The sequence below is a fragment of the Bacillus sp. RSS_NA_20 genome (assembly GCF_020165915.1).
In the GTDB taxonomy this organism is placed as follows: domain Bacteria; phylum Bacillota; class Bacilli; order Bacillales; family Bacillaceae; genus Bacillus; species Bacillus altitudinis.
On sequence record NZ_JAIUKW010000005.1, the window covers coordinates 1,401,712 to 1,419,929 of the forward strand.

Annotated in this window: 18 protein-coding genes; 8 read left to right on the forward strand and 10 right to left on the reverse strand. The window is 41.0% G+C overall.

All coding sequences use genetic code 11. From position 1 onward, the window contains the following. Positions 1–50 precede the first annotated feature (50 nt). From argH to sppA, 10 genes are all read right to left on the reverse strand, one after another. The gene (argH, locus tag LCD32_RS12800) at positions 51–1,424 is read right to left on the reverse strand and encodes an argininosuccinate lyase (RefSeq protein ID WP_008343150.1); all 1,374 of its coding nucleotides are present in this window, start codon (positions 1,422–1,424) and stop codon (positions 51–53) included. Further along, on the reverse strand, positions 1,421–2,632 hold the full coding sequence (locus LCD32_RS12805) for an argininosuccinate synthase (RefSeq protein ID WP_008343148.1): 1,212 nt from the start codon (positions 2,630–2,632) through the stop codon (positions 1,421–1,423). The genes argH and LCD32_RS12805 overlap by 4 nt, the downstream gene beginning before the upstream one ends. A gap of 174 nt (positions 2,633–2,806) precedes the next feature. Beyond that, a complete protein-coding gene (locus tag LCD32_RS12810) occupies positions 2,807–3,322 on the reverse strand; it encodes a molybdenum cofactor biosynthesis protein B (protein ID WP_046526486.1) in 516 nt (171 codons plus the stop codon). A 99-nt stretch (positions 3,323–3,421) separates the two neighbouring features. After that, positions 3,422–4,606, reverse strand: coding sequence for an acetate kinase (locus LCD32_RS12815; protein WP_007501728.1), 1,185 nt, complete (start codon positions 4,604–4,606; stop codon positions 3,422–3,424). Between the two features lie 229 nt (positions 4,607–4,835). Further along, positions 4,836–5,810 (reverse strand): class I SAM-dependent methyltransferase, encoded by a 975-nt coding sequence (locus tag LCD32_RS12820; RefSeq protein WP_224563910.1) that lies wholly within the window; start codon positions 5,808–5,810, stop codon positions 4,836–4,838. Between the two features lie 88 nt (positions 5,811–5,898). After that, on the reverse strand, positions 5,899–6,399 hold the full coding sequence (gene tpx, locus LCD32_RS12825; RefSeq protein ID WP_007501731.1) for a thiol peroxidase: 501 nt from the start codon (positions 6,397–6,399) through the stop codon (positions 5,899–5,901). 112 nt (positions 6,400–6,511) lie between these two features. Beyond that, entirely contained in the window at positions 6,512–6,964 is a 453-nt protein-coding gene (gene ytfJ, locus LCD32_RS12830) for a GerW family sporulation protein (protein WP_007501733.1), read from the reverse strand. Between the two features lie 14 nt (positions 6,965–6,978). Then, the gene (locus LCD32_RS12835; protein ID WP_017367840.1) at positions 6,979–7,686 is read right to left on the reverse strand and encodes a DUF2953 domain-containing protein; all 708 of its coding nucleotides are present in this window, start codon (positions 7,684–7,686) and stop codon (positions 6,979–6,981) included. A gap of 100 nt (positions 7,687–7,786) precedes the next feature. Beyond that, positions 7,787–8,311, reverse strand: a complete 525-nt coding sequence (locus LCD32_RS12840; protein WP_007501737.1) for an RDD family protein — start codon at positions 8,309–8,311, stop codon at positions 7,787–7,789. Between the two features lie 14 nt (positions 8,312–8,325). Continuing rightward, positions 8,326–9,327 carry a signal peptide peptidase SppA gene (gene sppA, locus LCD32_RS12845; RefSeq protein ID WP_050827550.1) on the reverse strand — a complete coding sequence of 334 codons (1,002 nt, stop codon included), beginning with the start codon at positions 9,325–9,327 and terminating at the stop codon, positions 8,326–8,328. Positions 9,328–9,774: 447 nt separating this feature from the next. On the opposite strand from sppA, the gene LCD32_RS12850 reads away from it, so the two are divergent. The 8 genes from LCD32_RS12850 to LCD32_RS12885 all read left to right on the forward strand — a co-directional run bounded on the left by LCD32_RS12850 (position 9,775) and on the right by LCD32_RS12885 (position 18,146). Beyond that, positions 9,775–10,578, forward strand: coding sequence for an NAD kinase (locus LCD32_RS12850; RefSeq protein ID WP_008343132.1), 804 nt, complete (start codon positions 9,775–9,777; stop codon positions 10,576–10,578). A 116-nt stretch (positions 10,579–10,694) separates the two neighbouring features. Continuing rightward, positions 10,695–12,137: a DEAD/DEAH box helicase gene (locus LCD32_RS12855; protein ID WP_108611311.1), complete on the forward strand. Its 1,443-nt coding sequence runs from the start codon at positions 10,695–10,697 to the stop codon at positions 12,135–12,137. Between the two features lie 189 nt (positions 12,138–12,326). Next, entirely contained in the window at positions 12,327–13,382 is a 1,056-nt protein-coding gene (locus tag LCD32_RS12860; protein ID WP_007501745.1) for a fatty acid desaturase, read from the forward strand. A 117-nt stretch (positions 13,383–13,499) separates the two neighbouring features. Continuing rightward, positions 13,500–14,636 carry a sensor histidine kinase gene (locus tag LCD32_RS12865; protein WP_224563912.1) on the forward strand — a complete coding sequence of 379 codons (1,137 nt, stop codon included), beginning with the start codon at positions 13,500–13,502 and terminating at the stop codon, positions 14,634–14,636. Next, entirely contained in the window at positions 14,633–15,232 is a 600-nt protein-coding gene (locus LCD32_RS12870; protein ID WP_035391139.1) for a response regulator transcription factor, read from the forward strand. Before LCD32_RS12865 ends, LCD32_RS12870 begins: the two co-directional genes overlap by 4 nt. Positions 15,233–15,422: 190 nt before the next feature. After that, entirely contained in the window at positions 15,423–16,343 is a 921-nt protein-coding gene (locus tag LCD32_RS12875) for an iron-hydroxamate ABC transporter substrate-binding protein (RefSeq protein ID WP_025207786.1), read from the forward strand. A gap of 109 nt (positions 16,344–16,452) precedes the next feature. Then, complete coding sequence (locus LCD32_RS12880) at positions 16,453–17,142, forward strand: response regulator transcription factor (protein ID WP_025207787.1); 690 nt, start codon at positions 16,453–16,455, stop codon at positions 17,140–17,142. Further along, the gene (locus tag LCD32_RS12885) at positions 17,142–18,146 is read left to right on the forward strand and encodes a sensor histidine kinase (protein ID WP_019743716.1); all 1,005 of its coding nucleotides are present in this window, start codon (positions 17,142–17,144) and stop codon (positions 18,144–18,146) included. The genes LCD32_RS12880 and LCD32_RS12885 overlap by 1 nt, the downstream gene beginning before the upstream one ends. Positions 18,147–18,218: the final 72 nt, after the last annotated feature.

Genomic DNA, 18,218 nt, shown 5'->3' on the forward strand with positions numbered 1-18,218 from the left:
CCTTTTTCCCATGAAAAAAACCATCCGTATAAACGAATGGTTTTGGCGAATTATGCTAGGCAGGCTTTTGCTTTTTCTAAAGCGAGCTGAATTTGTTTAAATCCAGTTCCACCTGCACTTGTTCTTTTTTCAACAGCAACATACGGATCAAGAACAGTGTAAATGTCTTGTTCAAAGAGGCCGCTTGCTTCTGTAAATGTTTCAAATGGAAGGTCACTTAAGTAGATGCCTTTTTGAATGCATGTATACACAAGCTTTCCAACGATTTCGTGTGCTTCACGGAATGGCATGCCTTTTTTCGCAAGGTAGTCTGCCACTTCGGTCGCATTTGAGAAATCTTCTTTTGTTGCTTTTTTCATGACATCTTCGTTCACTGTCATTGTTTGAATCATGCCTGTGAAGATTTGCAGGCTGCCAGCGATCGTTTTCACCGTATCAAACATGCCTTCTTTATCTTCTTGCAAATCTTTGTTATACGTAAGCGGCAAGCCTTTCATAATCGTGAGCAGCCCCATCAGGTTGCCATATACCCGCCCTGTTTTTCCGCGGATCAATTCAGCCATATCCGGGTTTTTCTTTTGCGGCATCATGCTGCTGCCTGTTGCGTACGTGTCATCGAGCTCAATGAATTTGAATTCTTGAGAACACCATAAAATGATTTCCTCACAAAGACGTGAGAGATGCATCATCACAAGGCTGCTATTGGACAAGAACTCTAAAATGAAATCACGATCACTCACGCCATCAAGGCTGTTCTCGTAAATATGGTCAAAGCCAAGAAGCTCTGCTGTATATTCACGATCAATTGGGAATGTCGTTCCTGCTAACGCCCCGCATCCAAGTGGTGACACATTAATCCGCTTCAATGAATCTTGAAAACGCGCTTTGTCCCGTTCAAGCATCCAAAAGTAGGCGAGCATATGATGAGCAAAGGAGATAGGCTGTGCACGCTGTAAGTGCGTATATCCTGGAAAAATCGTTTCAACGTGCTGTTCAGCTTTTTCTACAAGCACTGTTTGAAAAGAAGAGATCAGCTCAATGATATGCTCTACTTGGTTATTCAAATATAAATGCATATCGGTTGCGACCTGATCATTCCGGCTTCTCGCTGTGTGCAATTTGCCGCCAAGCGGACCAATCTCATCAATGAGCATTTTTTCAAGGTTTAAATGAATGTCCTCATAATCTACTGAGAAATCGAGTTCATCCGCCTCTGCCTTTTTCATGAGCGTATTCAGTCCGTCTTTGATTGCAGCGGCCTCCTCATCGCCGATGATACCGCATTTATTCAGCATACTTGCATGGGCAAGGGAGCCGGTCAGATCTTCTTTGACTAATTGTTTGTCGAAATGAATGGATGCACCAAACTCATCGACCCATTTTTCTGGTGTTTTTTGAAATCGGCCTCCCCAAAGCTTTTTCATGCTTTAACCTGCTCCTTTTTGTTCACGATGCTGTTTACTTTTGTTGGTAAACCCCAAAGGTTAATAAATCCTACAGCTGCATCATGATCGAATTCATCTGCTTTTGTGTAAGTTGCTAGATTTTCATCATAAAGTGAATATGGTGATTTACGTCCTTCTACAATGGCATGGCCTTTAAATAGTTTCACACGTACAACACCTGTTACGTTCTTTTGCGTTTCTTGTAAGAATGCATCTAGTGCTGATTTAAGTGGTGAGAACCATAAGCCGTTGTATATTAATTCAGCCATTTTTTGTTCAACGATTGGCTTAAAGTGTGCTACTTCTTTGACAAGCGTTAAGTCTTCAAGTTCTTTGTGTGCTTTTAATAGGGTAACTGCACCTGGGCACTCATATACTTCACGAGATTTGATTCCAACAAGACGGTTTTCAACATGATCGATTCTGCCTACACCATGCTGGCCAGCAACTTCATTTAAATGAAGGATGAGATCAGATAATGAATACTGGATTCCGTCAATGGCTGTTGGTTTTCCTTTTTCAAACGTGATTTCAATGATTTCAGGTGTGTCAGGTGTTTTTTCAAGTGGATTTGTCAGATCATAAGCACCTTCTGGCGGCGCTGCCCAAGGATCTTCTAAAATACCACATTCGTTACTTCTGCCCCAAAGGTTTTGGTCAATTGAATATGGGCTGTCTAAGTTAATCGGAATTGGAATCCCGTGCTTTTGTGCATAGTCGATTTCTTCATCACGAGACCATTTCCATTCACGCACTGGTGCAAGAACTTCTAGGTCTGGATTCAATGCTTTGATTGATACTTCAAAACGAACTTGGTCGTTTCCTTTCCCTGTACATCCGTGTGCAACGGCTACGGCATTTTCTTTCTCTGCGACTTCCACTAACTTTTTGGCAATGAGCGGACGAGATAGTGCAGATACTAACGGGTATTTCCCTTCATACATCGTGTGTGCTTGCAGTGCTGCAAGTGCAAATTCTTCAGCAAACTCTTCTTTTGCGTCGATCATGTAAGATTGAACAGCTCCGACTTGAAGTGCTTTTTGTTGAACGAATGCTAAATCTTTTCCTTCACCTACGTCTAGGCAGCAAGCAACAACTTCGTAACCTTGCTCCTGTAACCATTTAACTGCAACAGAGGTATCAAGACCTCCGGAATATGCTAATACGACTTTTTTATTTTGTGACATGTTTGAAAAGCTCCTCTCGCTTGTTTTGATTCTGTGAATGTTTTTTTGCATAAAAATAAGTTTTAATTTATAAACATGCATTTAGTATGTATACACTGTAACAAGGAAAAATTGTTTTTTCAACCCCTTTATGAAAAAAACTCTGCCAAATTTTCTTGGCAGAGTCATTTTGGGCTATTTTTGATCTTTTTCAAGCTCTCGCAAGACATGAGGAAGCTCTGGGATAATGAGTTTGGTCATGGCTAACCGAACTGCTCCGGTAGAGCCTGGTGTGGCAAAAACGGCTTTTTGGTTAATCACCCCTGCCGTCGCTCTAGATAAGATAGCGGCTGATCCAATATCTTCTGTATAGCTCAGCATGCGAAAAATTTCTCCAAAGCCCGGCAGCTCTTTTGAGAAAAGAGGTGTAATGGATTCAATCGTGACGTCCCTTGCTGCAATACCAGTTCCCCCGTTTAACAAGACGGCATCAATCTTCGCTTCGCTTGTTCCTTCTAAAACGGCGTCTTGAATCGCCCCAATATGATCTTTCACAATATCGTATGCAAGAATAAGATGCCCTTGTTCTTTGAGCAAATCAATCATCAGACGGCCGCTTTTATCTGTTTCTTTTGTCCTTGTATCACTGACGGTAATGACTTTTACATGAAGCCTCGTTTTCGCTTCGCGTTTATGTTCTTGGGCGCTCATCTCTTCACACCGCTCCTTTCATATTGCCTCACATTATAGCATGCTGATTTCAATAGAAAAAAGCCCTTTTCCGCTGAGGAAAAGAGCTTTAAAAGGATGTTACGCTAAACGCATAACGTCTCTTGCAATCATAACTTCTTCGTTCGTTGGAATCACGATGACTTTTACAGGAGAGTGAGGGTAGCTGATGAATGCTTCTTCGCCTCTCATGTTGTTAAGAGATGGATCCCAATATACGCCCATGAATTCTAGACCACGAAGTACACGTGCTCTCACTTCTGAGCTGTTTTCACCGATTCCAGCTGTGAAGATGATGGCATCTACACCATTCATTCTCGCTGCATAAGAACCGATGTATTTATGGATACGGCTTGCAAAAATATCTAGTGCTACTTCTGCACGGTCGTTTCCTTCTTCTGTCGCTTCTTCGATATCACGAAGATCACTTGAAAGACCAGACACACCTAAAAGACCACTCTTCTTATTCAAAGTAGAAAGTACTTCTTCCGCTGTATGTCCTGTTTTCTCCATAATAAATGGAATAAGGGCAGGGTCAATGTTACCTGAACGTGTTCCCATTGCAACACCCGCAAGTGGTGTGAAGCCCATTGACGTATCGATTGATTTTCCGCCTTCAACTGCTGCGATACTTGCACCATTTCCAAGGTGGCAAGAAATCAAACGAAGCTCTTCAAGAGGACGGCCTAATAGCTCTGCTGCACGCTCTGTTACGAACTTATGGCTTGTCCCGTGGAATCCGTATTTACGAATACCAAAGTTTTTGTAGTAGTCGTACGGAAGGCTGTATAGGTAAGACTGCTCTGGCATTGTTTGGTGGAACGCTGTATCGAACACAGCAATCGCTGGTACGTCAGGCAGAATTTGTTTGAATGCTTTGATTCCTACAACGTTTGCAGGGTTGTGAAGTGGTGCAAGCTCTGAAAGCTGATCAATGTCATTGATGACTTCATCTGTTAAAACAACAGAATCGCTGAATTTTTCTCCGCCGTGAACGACGCGGTGTCCTACGCCATCAATTTCATTAAAGTCTTTGATGATGTTAAATTCAATTAGTTTTTCAAGTAGCATTTTAACCGCTACTGCATGATCTGGAATATCTGTGACTTCTGTTTTCTTTTCTCCATCTACAGAAATCGTGAAGATACTGTTGTCCATTCCGATTCTTTCAACAAGACCTTTTGTTAAAACGGTTTCTTCTGGCATGTCGAACAATTGGAATTTAAGAGATGAGCTTCCTGCGTTGATTGCAATAATTTTGGACATTACTGTCGCTCCTTTTACTCAGTTGTTATATAAGGTTTCACGTTTTTTCGGTGCTATATTCAACCTGTTTGAACGGGTCTTTTATAGTTTAACGATAAGTCCGAAAAATATCTGACTTTTTCATTTAAACATTGAAAACTTTGCATTTCAAGTACACCTTCGAACTGTTACCGCTTACATCAATAAGTCGTTATTTTCTGAATAATAAAATAGCCAGACATCACTCTGGCTATTCTTTCGTTTCTTTTTCTTCTATAAACCATTGGTCTAATTTTCTCATGACGCCAACCATTGCTTCCTTCTGTGAGAAAGATGGCAGATTGGCAAATAGCATACGTTTCGGTGCTTCGAGCCCCTCTTTTTTCTTTTGCATCACAAATAAGCTTTTGGCATGCTTTTTGTCTTTGAACATAGAGACTGGCAGCGGAATTAACGCATTCATATATGCATGTTCTTTGATGAAATCCTTTAATTGTACGCTTTCTTTTCCTTCAAACAAATCGTTTGGAATGATGAAGAATAAGAAGCCGCCTTCTTTCGTGTAACGAAGACTTTGCTCAATGAATAAATAATGCGCAAAGGAATGACCTTCTTTTGCCTTTAATTCATAGTCTTTAGCGCGCTCATCATTTGGATAATACCCGACAGGAAGACTGCATACAGCAACATCTGCTGGTGAGATAAGAAGCGGCTCAAGGCTGTCCTGGTGGAAAAGCTCTACTTCTTTTTCTTCTAAGTTCGCTTGTGCCCACGCAATTTTAATGAGCACGTCATCAATTTCAGAGGCAAAACCGCGTGTTGTTTCTGCTGTTACATTGTTGAGGACCGCAAGCAGTAAATTCCCTGTTCCCGCTGCTGGATCAAAGACAACCAGCTCTTTTTGTCCTTCTAAAAATTTATTGACCAAATAGCTGACAAACAGACCAATTGTATCAGGTGTCATCTGCCGGTTTGGATGTGAAATATCCTTTTGTCCTTTTAATACGGCGAGCTGAAACGCTTTACGAATCTGCTCATGATCATAAGAGGCGAAATCTGCTTTCTCTATTAAATCTTTTAGTAAACCATTTCGATCATTTGCCTGGAAAAAGGCTTCTCCTGCTTCTGCCAATGCTTCAATATAGGAAATGTTCTGTTCCTTTTTTAAACGAATTGAAGCTGTATCGAGCAGCTCAAAAATCGTACTCACTTGATCTTTCTGCAATGCTTTTCTCTCCTCGCTTTGTTAAAAGCTAGATGTTCTCATTGAAAAGAGCCCCAGTATGAAGCCGGAGCTCTTGTCGATGCTGCTTTTATAACAGTGATTTCGCAGCCTCAATGGCTTTTTCATAATTTGGATGATTGGTTGCTTCGCTTACATACTCAGTGTAAACCACTTTTCCGCTTGGGTCTAATACGAAGACCGCACGCGCCAATAAACGCAATTCTTTCATATATAAACCAAACGCTTCACCAAATGACATATCTCTATGATCAGATAATGTTTCGACATTTTCAATTCCGTTTGCTCCGCACCAGCGTGCTTGTGCAAATGGTAGGTCTGCACTAATGGTATAAATATTGACCGGACCTAAGCCGGCTGCCTCTTCATTGAAACGTCTTGTTTGTGCGTCACACACACCTGTATCAATAGAAGGAATCACTGAGATAATCGTCACTTTTCCTGTTAAATCAGAAAGTGAAACTTCCCCTAGTGAGTTCGTTAATACCGTGAAATCTGGAGCCTGCTCGCCTACTTTCACTTCATTTCCTACAAGCGTTACTGGGCTCCCTTTAAATGTGATCGATGCCAAAACAATTCCTCCCTTATCAAATGTATGGTTCTATCATAGTAGAGAAAGCAAAAAACTGCAAAGCCTAATCGTCCATTTTGAAAAAAAAGTTAACTGCAGGGCAGCTAACTTTTTAAAGGTCTATGTCATCTAGTTTTCGTTCTTTGTGACGATGCTCCCGTTCATCCTTCTTAAACATGTGCTGAAGACGTTCAATTGCTTGAGGAGCAGAATCCAATATTTTATCGAGCAGATGTGTGTGTTCATCCAAATGAAGCATTCGTACGCCATTTGTTCCCACAATTAAAAAGGCGATTGGTGTAATCGATACTCCCCCACCGCTTCCGCCTCCAAATGGGAGTCTCGGTTCTTTTCGTTCTTGTTCATCAGACCGTTTTTCTTTCTTTTGGTTACCGTTGAATTCACTGCCGCCGGCTGCAAATCCAAAACCAACCTTTGACACAGTGAGAATGACACTGCCGTCAGGGGTTTCGACTGGATCGCCGATGATCGTGTTCACATCAATCATTTCTTTTAAGTTTTCCATCGCTGTCTTCATCAGACCTTGGATTGGATGATCTGCCATTTTCGGGTTCCTCCTTAAACAGATGATTCATTCTTCGTTGCTTGAAGAGAGGCATTTTTTCTCGCCTTTCTCCCTTTTAACCAATGGACAAGTAATCGAATGGCTGCAAGCATAGCATGTCCAATCCGAAAATAAGCTATACATGCAAAGTGTGTCTGTGACACATTGTGCTGAAAAGCGGGAATCACTTCATAGACGGGTTTGTGCTTAAAGGTGAGATGCTCCTGCATAAAGGCAAGAAGTGCTCCCTTGACTGACCACACACCGCCGGCTGCTACACCTGTTAAAGCTGCGTCATGAAAACCAATCCAGGTGGACCAGTGAAATGAGACGATTTTTATATGAATGAAGAACTTTCGCATGATCCGGTTTAGATCGACAATCTCTTTTGTAATACGCTCCATTTGATGAAGGATTTCCTTTACATCACGTTTTCCCACTTTTTTATGCATGGTTTCTTTTTCTTGACTCGGCGTTTTGGTGCTGGCCATTTTCTTTTCACGAATATCAATCGTTTGATCTTCCGTATTCACTTTCACCATCGGAATGTCTTTCTTCAGTCTGACGATTCCATATAAGGTGATGATCTTCACCGCAATATGGTCATTGTCATTTGCATGTGAATAGTCCAGTGAAATGGTCACTTTCATAAAGATCAATAAGATCACAAGGAACAAAAAAGCGGCAATCCAAACGTACAGCACTGTGCTCACTTCCTCCATAACAAATGATGCTTCCTCTACGATTATGGCTCTCCTTCTGGATTTTATACCCAATCACACAAAAAAGAGTTTGACCGGTACCCGGCCAAACTCTCTTTGATTATGCGTTTGATTCTGTTTTTTCATATAAATGTTCATGAACAACCACCGTATCTGCAAAGTAGTCATGAACCCCTTGCTTTTTCGGCGTGAACCCAACCACAGCATAGAGAACAAAAAGCGTATTAATATATCGCCCCACAATTTCTCTAAAGAAAATGACATCCCATGACAGCTTCTTCTCCGGCTGAAGTGAGACGACTTTGATTCCAAACACCATCTTTCCAAGTGTTTGTTGGAAAATCTTCGTCATGATCGCAAAATAAAGCAGAAAGACAATTGTGGTTGTGACGGAAAATGGGGAAAACCAACCTCCACCTTTTGACCAGCCAAAAAGACTAAAGATTGGAGAAACCGTCAAATGGTTAACACCCCATACGACGAGCCAATCTAGGATAAATGCCCAAAATCTAATCCAGAAACCTGCAAAAGCCTGCGCTTCAATTGAAGTGCGCTTCGCAAGAGTCGGCCTTGATTCTCCCTCTTGGCTGCGACTTTCCGTTACTTCATCGAATGTAGAATCCATCTATGATCCCTCCTTTATTTTGAATAGAGATACATCGGTTTAGACCCATTTGAGCCAGCCAGTGTTTCTTTTAAGTTCAGAAAATCAATTTCGCTTTTAAAGAGCTTGCTTGCACTCATATTGAAAAGAGAGTTCCAGCCAAAGCTTTGTGAATAGCTGATTACTGTTGCTCCTTTTAAGCCTTTTTCATTTTTCTTCATTGCTTTTAGTGCATCTTCATAGTACCCAAGCTCATCCACTAATCCGTTCGATTTCGCCTGTGTTCCGTCATAGATTCGGCCGTCAGCAATTTTCTTGACGTCTTGTTTTGACATGCCACGTCCTTCTGAGATGACTTTCACAAAGCCTTCATAAGAGTTGTCAACCATGCTTTGCATGATAGCACGCTCATCTTTTGTCATATCACGATTTGGGGACATGATGTCTTTGAATTTTCCACTTTTAATGGTTTCATATTTGATGCCTAAATTATCTGCTAGCTTTGCATAATTCAAACTTTGCATGATGACCCCGAGAGAGCCTGTTAACGTTTCAGGTGAAGCAAAGATTTTTTTCGCTGGAGTGGATACATAATAGCCGCCAGAAGCCGCCATTGAACCCATAGAAACATAAATTGGTTTCTTCGCTTTCTTTACTTCTTCTAATTTTTTATGTATTTCAGCACTTTCATAGACACCGCCGCCAGGAGAGTTGACGCGCAGCAAGACACCTTTCACAGACGCATCGTCTTTTGCTTTATCTAATTCTTTTAAGAACGCACGATGATCATATGCTTCCCCGCCTAGAAGGCTGGATGCTCCGCCGTTATCTTGAATCGTGCCATTAATCTCAAGTACAGCAATTTTACTCGCTCCGCTTCCATCCTCTAGTACCTTTTCTTCGATTTCGTCCCCGAATTGATAGCTCATCTTATTATCATTGAAGCTTTCAAACAAGGCTGTCGTGATACTAATCACAATCGAAAAGCCGAAAACACCAAGTGCAATGATTAAGGCTACCCATCTTTTCGCATTCATTTCTTTCTCCTCCTTTTTGTCTCACTTCGTTCATACGAATACACACATGAAATGTTTCACAGGAACTGTGGTTTTTTTACATTTCATTTCAACATATGATAGCACCGATGTGAAATGACGATCAACTTTACATCTTCTATCATTTGCTCATCATGACGAAAAATTGGTTATTTTATCCTCTTTCTACATCTAATAGCTCAGATCATCTCCACAACGAAACGCCCAGACCTCTCTAGCCTCCAAAATGAGCTATTAAATTATGCTCAAAGTCAGCGTTGTCTAATCACTTACAATGACTCATTTCTCAAATGGAAGCCTCTATCATGATGAAGCGTCTTTCTAATATTTTTACTTTCATATGAAAAAAGTGTAAAATGTGAGCAAGGGTTTTTATGTAAGCCCTTTACTACTCGAAATCTATTTTTGACAACAAAGGGGAGAACGTCAATGACAGACAATCGTCGCAATGTATTTTTCTTTTACAAAAAAGATCATGAATTGGATGGACACATTTCTTCTCTGGAGAAGCTCGCTACCGATCAAGGCTTTCACGTCGTAAAGCGTGCAGAAGATGCCCATATCATTGCTTCAATTGGTGGAGATGGTACATTTCTTCAAGCGGTCCGCAAAACGAACTTCCGGGATGACTGCTTGTATGTAGGGGTATCAAAAACAGAGAATTCGCACCTATACTGCGATTTTTCGTTAGAACATTTTGATAAAATGATTGATGCCATGAACACTGAACAAATTGAAGTGAGAAAATATCCGATCATCGATGTAAGCGTTGACAGTACAAACCAGTTCCATTGTTTAAACGAACTGTCGATCCGCTCTAGCATCATTAAAACATTTGTCATCGATGTGTATATAGATGATTTCCATTTTGAAACCTTTAGAGGCGACGGGATGATTATTTCCACTCCGACCGGTTCAACGGCCTACAATAAATCTGTCAACGGCGCCGTGGTGGATCCGATGCTTCCGTGTATGCAAGTAACCGAGCTGGCATCGCTGAATAACAACTCATACCGTACACTTGGAGCTCCTTTCATTTTAAGCAGTGATCGCAAGCTGACACTAAAGGTTGTTCAGGACGGTAACGACCATCCGATTATCGGTCTTGATAACGAAGCGCTAGGTACAAAACATGTCAAACAAATTGACATTGGCCTTTCTGGTAAAGTGATCAAAACGGTCAAATTAAAAGATAACTCCTATTGGGAAAAAGTAAAACGCAGATTCCTTTAATCATTGAAAAGCTCCTTTATGGGGCTTTTTTTCATGCCTTTTCATTCAAGGTCATGGTGTCTTTGAAAAGATATGGTATGATGTCACAAGTATACATGTACGAAAAGGAGAACACGATGCCATTACAACATTTTGATCAATATCCATTAAGCGATGAATTGAAACAAGCGCTAGAAGCGCTTCATTTCCATACACCTACACCCGTCCAGCACGAGACATTATCCGTTGCTTTTTCAAAGCAGGACCTCATTGTCAAAGCTCAGACAGGCAGTGGCAAAACAGCAGCCTACGGTCTGCCAATTTGTGAAATGGTGGATTGGGCTGAGAATAAACCTCAAGCCCTCATCCTCGTCCCAACAAGAGAACTTGCCATGCAGGTCAAACAGGATCTGACTAGCCTCGGACGATTTAAACGAATCAAAGCAGCCGCCATTTATGGAAAAGCTCCATTTCAAGCACAAAAAATAGAGCTTGCACAAAAGAACCACATTGTGTGCGGAACGCCAGGACGAATATTGGATCACCTTGAAAAAGGGACACTTTCTTTAGACAATCTGTCATTTTTTGTGTTAGATGAAGCAGACGAAATGCTGAACATGGGATTTATTGATCAAGTCTCTTCTATTATTCAGCATCTGCCGCCAAAGCGGATGTCGATGTTATTTTCAGCGACGATGTCTGATGAAATGAAGGATTTGAGTGAGCAGTTTTTACAATCGCCAAAAGTGATAGAGATTGCTCGGGAGGAAACGACGAAGCAGCAAATCACCCACACGTTGATTGAAACCGAGGAAGAAGGCAAGTTTTCATTACTTCAACGAACGATTGTCATTGAAAATCCAGATAGCTGTATCATTTTTTGCAATACGCAGGAGCGAGTGAATGAGCTGACGATGAAGCTGGATGAGTGGGATGTTCCTTGCGATAAGATTCATGGCGGGATGAGGCAAGAAGATCGCTTTGCTGTCATGGATGAATTCAAAAACGGGGAATTCCGTTATTTGATCGCAACAGATATTGCAGCCCGAGGAATTGATGTCAGTGATATGACACATGTCATTCATTACGACTTGCCATATGAAAAAGAACGCTATATTCACCGGACCGGAAGAACTGGCAGAGCGGGTAAAAGCGGAAAAACGATTGCGTTTATGACAAGGCACGGGCAGCCGCTTATTGAAGAATTAAAAGAGGAAGCTGGTATTCATTTTCAAATTCAGCCTTATCCTACAAAAGAAGAAGCAGAACAGCATGTGGCAAGCTTTGAAGAAAAAATTGAAACACCGATTCAAAAGGAAAATAAGCAGGCCGGCATAGAGAAAGATATTATGAAGCTATATTTTAACGGCGGGAAGAAAAAGAAACTTCGGGCAGTTGATTTCGTTGGAACGATCGCCAAAATAGATGGCGTTGCGTTCGATGACATTGGGATTATTACCATTCAGGAAACGAAAACATATGTAGATATTTTAAATGGCAAAGGCCCTCTTGTGCTAAAAGCCATGCGCCACACAACCATTAAAGGCAAGCAGTTAAAAGTACATGAAGCACGTGCATAAAAAGTGAAGGCTAAGCGCCTTTACTTTTTTTATTTAAAATAAAATAAGCTTACAACCCTTGAACCATCAGCCTTTCCCGCGTCCAACATGACAAATGTCATATTGAATACATGATGGGTGCTACTATGAGCATGACACCTTTCCTTCTATACTTTGAAGTAGAAAGAAACGGAAAGGACTTGAACGTTCATGACGACTTCAACCAACACACAGCAGCAAGCCACTTTAAGAAAACAAGTTGGCCAATTCTCTGGTGCTAATTCGAAAAAAAGTATCATTCAACTCTTTAATACATTCATTCCATTTTTGGGGCTTTGGTTTCTTGCCTATTATAGCCTGAACATCTCCTACCTTTTAACCCTCTTCTTTGCGGTTATTGCAGCTGGTTTTTTAGTACGTGTCTTTATTATTTTTCACGACTGCTGCCATCAATCCTTTTTTAAACAAAAGCCGCTGAATCACCTGTTCGGTTTTGTAACGGGCGTACTCACCCTTTTCCCTTATCTTCAATGGCAAAGAGATCATTCAATTCACCATGCCACAAGCAGTAATCTAGACAAACGAGGTACTGGCGACATTTGGCTCCTGACAGTCAAAGAATATCAAGAAGCATCAGCTTGGACGAAGTTTCGCTACAGATTTTACCGTAATCCTTTTGTGATGTTTATTTTAGGACCGATCTTTGTTTTTCTCTTAAAAAACCGTTTCAACGTCAAAAATGCTCGTAAAAAAGAGCGCTGGAACACGTATTTCACAAACGTGAGCATCATTGCGCTAGCAACTGCAACGTGTCTTCTTTTTGGCTGGCAGGAGTTCCTGCTTGTCCAAGGTCCAATCTTCCTGATCTCAGGATCAATCGGCGTATGGCTGTTTTACGTGCAGCATACATTTGAAGATTCTTACTTTGAAGCAGATGAACATTGGAATTATGTGCAGGCAGCTGTAGAAGGCAGTTCTTTTTACAAATTGCCAAAGCTTCTTCAATGGTTAACAGGCAATATCGGCTATCACCATGTTCATCATTTAAGTCCGAGGGTGCCGAATTATCACTTGGAGCATGCACATGATCATAGTGAGCCGCTTCAAAATGTGCCAACCATCACTTTAAAAACAAGTATCGAATCAATGAAATTTAGACTTTGGGATGAAGAAACGAAAGCATTCGTTACCTTTAAAGAAGCACGGCAATCTAAGAAGATGCCCGCACCTGTCATAAAAGGAGACATTCTGAAGAAGAATGCATAATTGGCGCAAGCTCCTTCTTACAATAGAAGGAGCTTGTTGTATTTGCAGGATGCGCTCATCTGTTCAATTTGATAAAGTAGTGAAAAAGACTGAAAAAATGAAAAAGGTGAATCACGGATGAAAAAACAACTTAAAATTCAAAAACTGCATGGGATTTCCCCATATATTTGGGCGATTTTTTTCATCCTGCCCTTTTATTTTATCTTTAAGACCCCTTCGACTTTAGGCATTGTGATCGGCATTATTTTAAACGTCGTTTTTTTTGCGGTCTACCGTTTTGCCTTTGTCTCAAAGGGCTGGTCGTTATATGTATTCGGCCTTCTATTAATCGCCATTTCGACTGGTTATGTGATGCTCTACAGCTACATTTATTTTGCTTTTTGTATCGCCTATTTCAACGGGCATATCAAAAGAAAAGTCCCTTTCTATATCTTATACTATATCCATCTAGCGAGCGCTGCCGTAGCGGTGAACTTTAGCCTGATCTTAAAAAAGGGCTGGTTTCTCACGCAAATTCCGTTTGTCGTGATTACACTGATCAGCGCCATCCTCCTCCCTCTTAGCATTCGAAGCAGAAAGGAACGTGAACGGCTAGAAGAGAAATTAGAATATGCCAATGAGCGGATCGCCGATCTTGTCAAAATTGAAGAAAGGCAGCGCATTGCTCGTGACCTGCATGATACACTTGGACAAAAACTCTCTCTTATTGGTTTAAAGAGTGACCTTGCCCGTAAGCTCGTGTATAAAGATCCTGAACAGGCTCGTGCCGAACTAAAGAGTGTTCAGCAGACAGCTAGAACGTCTCTAAATGAAGTGCGGAAAATTGTTTCTTCCATGAAAGGCATTCGGATCAAAGATGAGATATTGAACATCAAGCAAATCCTTGAAGCCGCCGATATTGACATGATTTATGATGAAAAGGAAGCGCCGAAACACATCTCTCTTCTGAACGAAAACATTGTGAGCATGTGCATCAAAGAGGCCGTGACGAATGTCGTCAAACATAGCGATGCCACTGTCTGTCAAATTACGATTCATCAAAAGTCAAAGGAAGCTGTCATTACAGTTGAGGATAACGGCACATTTAAAGGCCGTCCTCCCTCCTCTCAAACGAAGGGACATGGCCTTGTAGGAATTAGAGAAAGATTGGAATTTGCAAATGGACGCCTGCACATTGAAACAAAAGACGGGACGAAGCTGATCATGAGCATTCCAAATGATTCAGCAGCGAAAGATAAGGAGGAAATAAAATGATTAACATCTTTATCGCAGAGGATCAGCAAATGCTGCTCGGTGCTCTTGGATCGCTTCTCGATTTAGAAGACGATATGACGGTTGTTGGAAAAGGCACAAACGGCCAGGACGCCATAGATTTTGCTAAAAAACACCCGGTCGACATTTGTTTAATGGATATTGAAATGCCAGGAAAATCTGGGCTCGATGCCGCTGAAGAACTCAAAAAGTCTGATGTGAAGATCATCATTTTAACAACCTTTGCTCGTTCTGGCTATTTTCAAAGAGCACTGAAAGCTGGCGTTAGCGGCTACATGCTGAAAGACAGCCCAAGCGAGGATTTAGCAAGTGCCATCCGAAGCGTGATGAAAGGGAAAAAGGTGTACGCCCCTGAATTAATGGAAGACTTGTATAGCGACGAAAATCCTTTAACTGAACGAGAAAAGTCGGTTCTAGAACTCGTCGCAGACGGAAAAAACACAAAAGAAATCGCCAAGGAACTCAGCATTAAAAGTGGCACTGTCCGAAACTACATATCCGTTATTTTAGATAAACTAGAAGTCAAAAACCGAATTGAAGCCATTACTCGTTCCAAAGAAAAAGGCTGGTTTAAATAAGAAAAAAGATCAGGTCAGACACTGCCTTGATCTTTTTTTCTTTTTATCAGAATTCCTCTATCCACTGCTAAAATATCATTGACAACAAACCTCACTTCTATGGTATGATATCTGAGTGATAATAATTATCATTATCACTCACACAACCAAATACACGGCTGATGTGCCGATTTCAAAGGAGTCTACATTCATGAAGAAAATATTGTTCCCTCTGATGCTCATCTTCGTACTTGCGTTGAGCGCATGTGGCAATAGCAGCAACTCTTCCTCAAATAAAGGAAAGCAATCAACGTCATCGGACACGATTACATATCAATCTGAAAATGGACCTGTGAAGCTGCCAGCAAATCCAAAACGTGTTGTTGTTCTCGCCTCTTATACAGGAAATGTCTTGTCACTTGGTGTGAACCTTGTGGGTGTTGACTCTTGGTCAAAAAAGAATCCACGTTTCAAAAAGAAATTAAAAAATGTGGAAGAAGTATCCGATGAAAATGTGGAAAAAATCATGAAGCTAAAGCCTGATGTCATCATCGGTTTAAGCGGTGCAAAAAATGTAGAAAAACTGAAAAAAATCGCCCCTACCGTTTTATTCACGTATAACAAAGTCGATTACCTTCAGCAGCATATTGAAATTGGAAAAGTCTTAAACAAAGAAAAAGAAGCAAAAGCATGGGTCAAGGATTTCAAACAGCGCGCAGCTGAAGCTGGCAAAGAAATCAAAGCAAAAATCGGTGAAGATGCAACCGTATCTGTCTTTGAGAGCGGCACAAAAGATCTTTACGTCTTTGGAGATGCATGGGGTCGCGGAACAGAAATCCTCTACCAAGCAATGAAACTAAAAATGCCTGAAAAAGTAAAAGAAAAAGCATTAAAAGCTGGTTATTACGCGGTATCACAAGAGGTCATCCCTGAATTTGCCGGAGACTATATGATCATTAGCAAAAACAGCGAGATGGACAATTCCTATCAAAACAGTGAAATCTATAAGTCCATTCCTGCTGTGAAAAAACATCGTGTGTATGAAGCAAATGCGGAAGAGTTTTACTTTAATGACCCACTCACACTTGAATATCAATTATCATTCTTTAAAAAGCACTTTTTAGGTAAATAAACCGAAGCAAGGGATCTCTTCCCTTGCTTTTTTGCTGTCTGCTTCTAGCGGGAGTGCCTATTTTCCGCTACAATGATGTACAAGTAATTCAAAAAGTGTGGTGCTCGTTTTGTTTAAAATTTTGCTGATTGAGGATGATACAACCCTCTTCCAAGAAATCAAAGAACGTTTAGTCAACTGGTCTTATGATGTGTATGGGATCAACAATTTTCAACAGGTCATGCAGGAGTTCACTTCCATCCAGCCTGATTTAGTCATTATTGATATTCAGCTACCAAAGTACGATGGCTTTCATTGGTGCCGGATGATTCGGCATCATTCTAATGTGCCCATCATCTTTCTTTCCTCTCGTGATCATCCTGCTGATATGGTCATGTCGATGCAGCTTGGAGCTGATGATTTTGTACAAAAGCCCTTTCACTTTGACGTTCTCATCGCCAAAGTAAGTGCTGTTCTTCGACGAGTCCATGATTATAATGCGGAACCAGCCAACTTAAAAGTCTGGTGCGGCGCTACCCTTGATCTCGAAAATAATACAGTGACAAATGAAAACGGTGAGATTGAATTAACCAAAAATGAGTTTTTTATTCTCAAAGAATTGATTCAGCATAAAAATCATATCGTCAAAAGGGAATCTCTCATCCAAGCTTTATGGGACGATGAACGATTCGTGAGTGACAATACACTCACTGTAAACGTCAACCGCCTTAGAAAAAAACTAGACGAAATCTCCCTTGGCGCCTTCATTGAAACAAAGGTGGGTCAAGGTTATCTTGCAAAAGAAAAGGATGATCAATGATGCTGCAAGCATTTCTAAAAGAACGAAGAAGCTGGATCTTGTTCTTTCTTAGTTTGCAGCTTCTCATTCTCTTTGTTGCATATTTGGATACAACGATTCCACTCGCTTCTCTTTTTTATATCGTGCTTTTGTCTACATTACTCTTCATTGTTTTTCTTTTTTTTCGTTACCGGAAAGAAACTGCTTATTACATGCAACTGAAAGAATGGGATGAAAATATAGACCATCAAATGCGTCTCAAACCCTCTTCCCCCTTTGAACAAATTGTACAGGAGGCAGCGTCAGAGCAAATCGACCGATACCGCCAGATGACGGCTAAGCAAAAGACTGCGCTGGAAGAAGAAAAAGATGAACTGCTCTCATGGATACATGAGGTGAAAACGCCGCTCACGGCGATGCACTTAATGATTGACCGCATAACAGAACAGCCGCTCAAATCAAATATGACCTATGAATGGCTTAGAATACATTTACTCCTTGATGCACAGCTGCATCAGAGCAGGATCCAACATATTGAAAATGATTTATTTATTGAAAAACTGGATCTCCAAAACATGCTAACGAAAGAAATCAAAGCGCTCCAATCGTGGTGTATGCAAAAAGGAATTGGCTTTGACCTTTTATTAGAAGAGCGAGATGTATTAAGTGATACAAAATGGTTATCCTTTATGATCAGACAAGTGCTGACAAACGCCGTCAAGTACAGCCAATCATCTGACATTATCATCGAAAGCAAACAAATGAACGAACAAGTGGTGCTCACCATCACAGATCAAGGCAGAGGAATTGACCCAAGAGACGTGTCCCGTATTTTTGAAAAAGGCTTTACCTCCACAAGACATCACAATGACACGGCCTCCACAGGCATGGGGCTCTATTTAACAAAAAAGGGAGCTGACGCTCTTCATATCACGATCGAGGTCAACTCCACATTAGATCAAGGGACAACTTTCACCTTTATTTTTCCGAAAAAGAATGATTTTGTGCATATTGCAAGCATGTGAACATACAGTTCAAGAAACCCAATCTCTTCATCCAACGATGCATTGAAGAGATTGGGTGATTTTATACAGCCA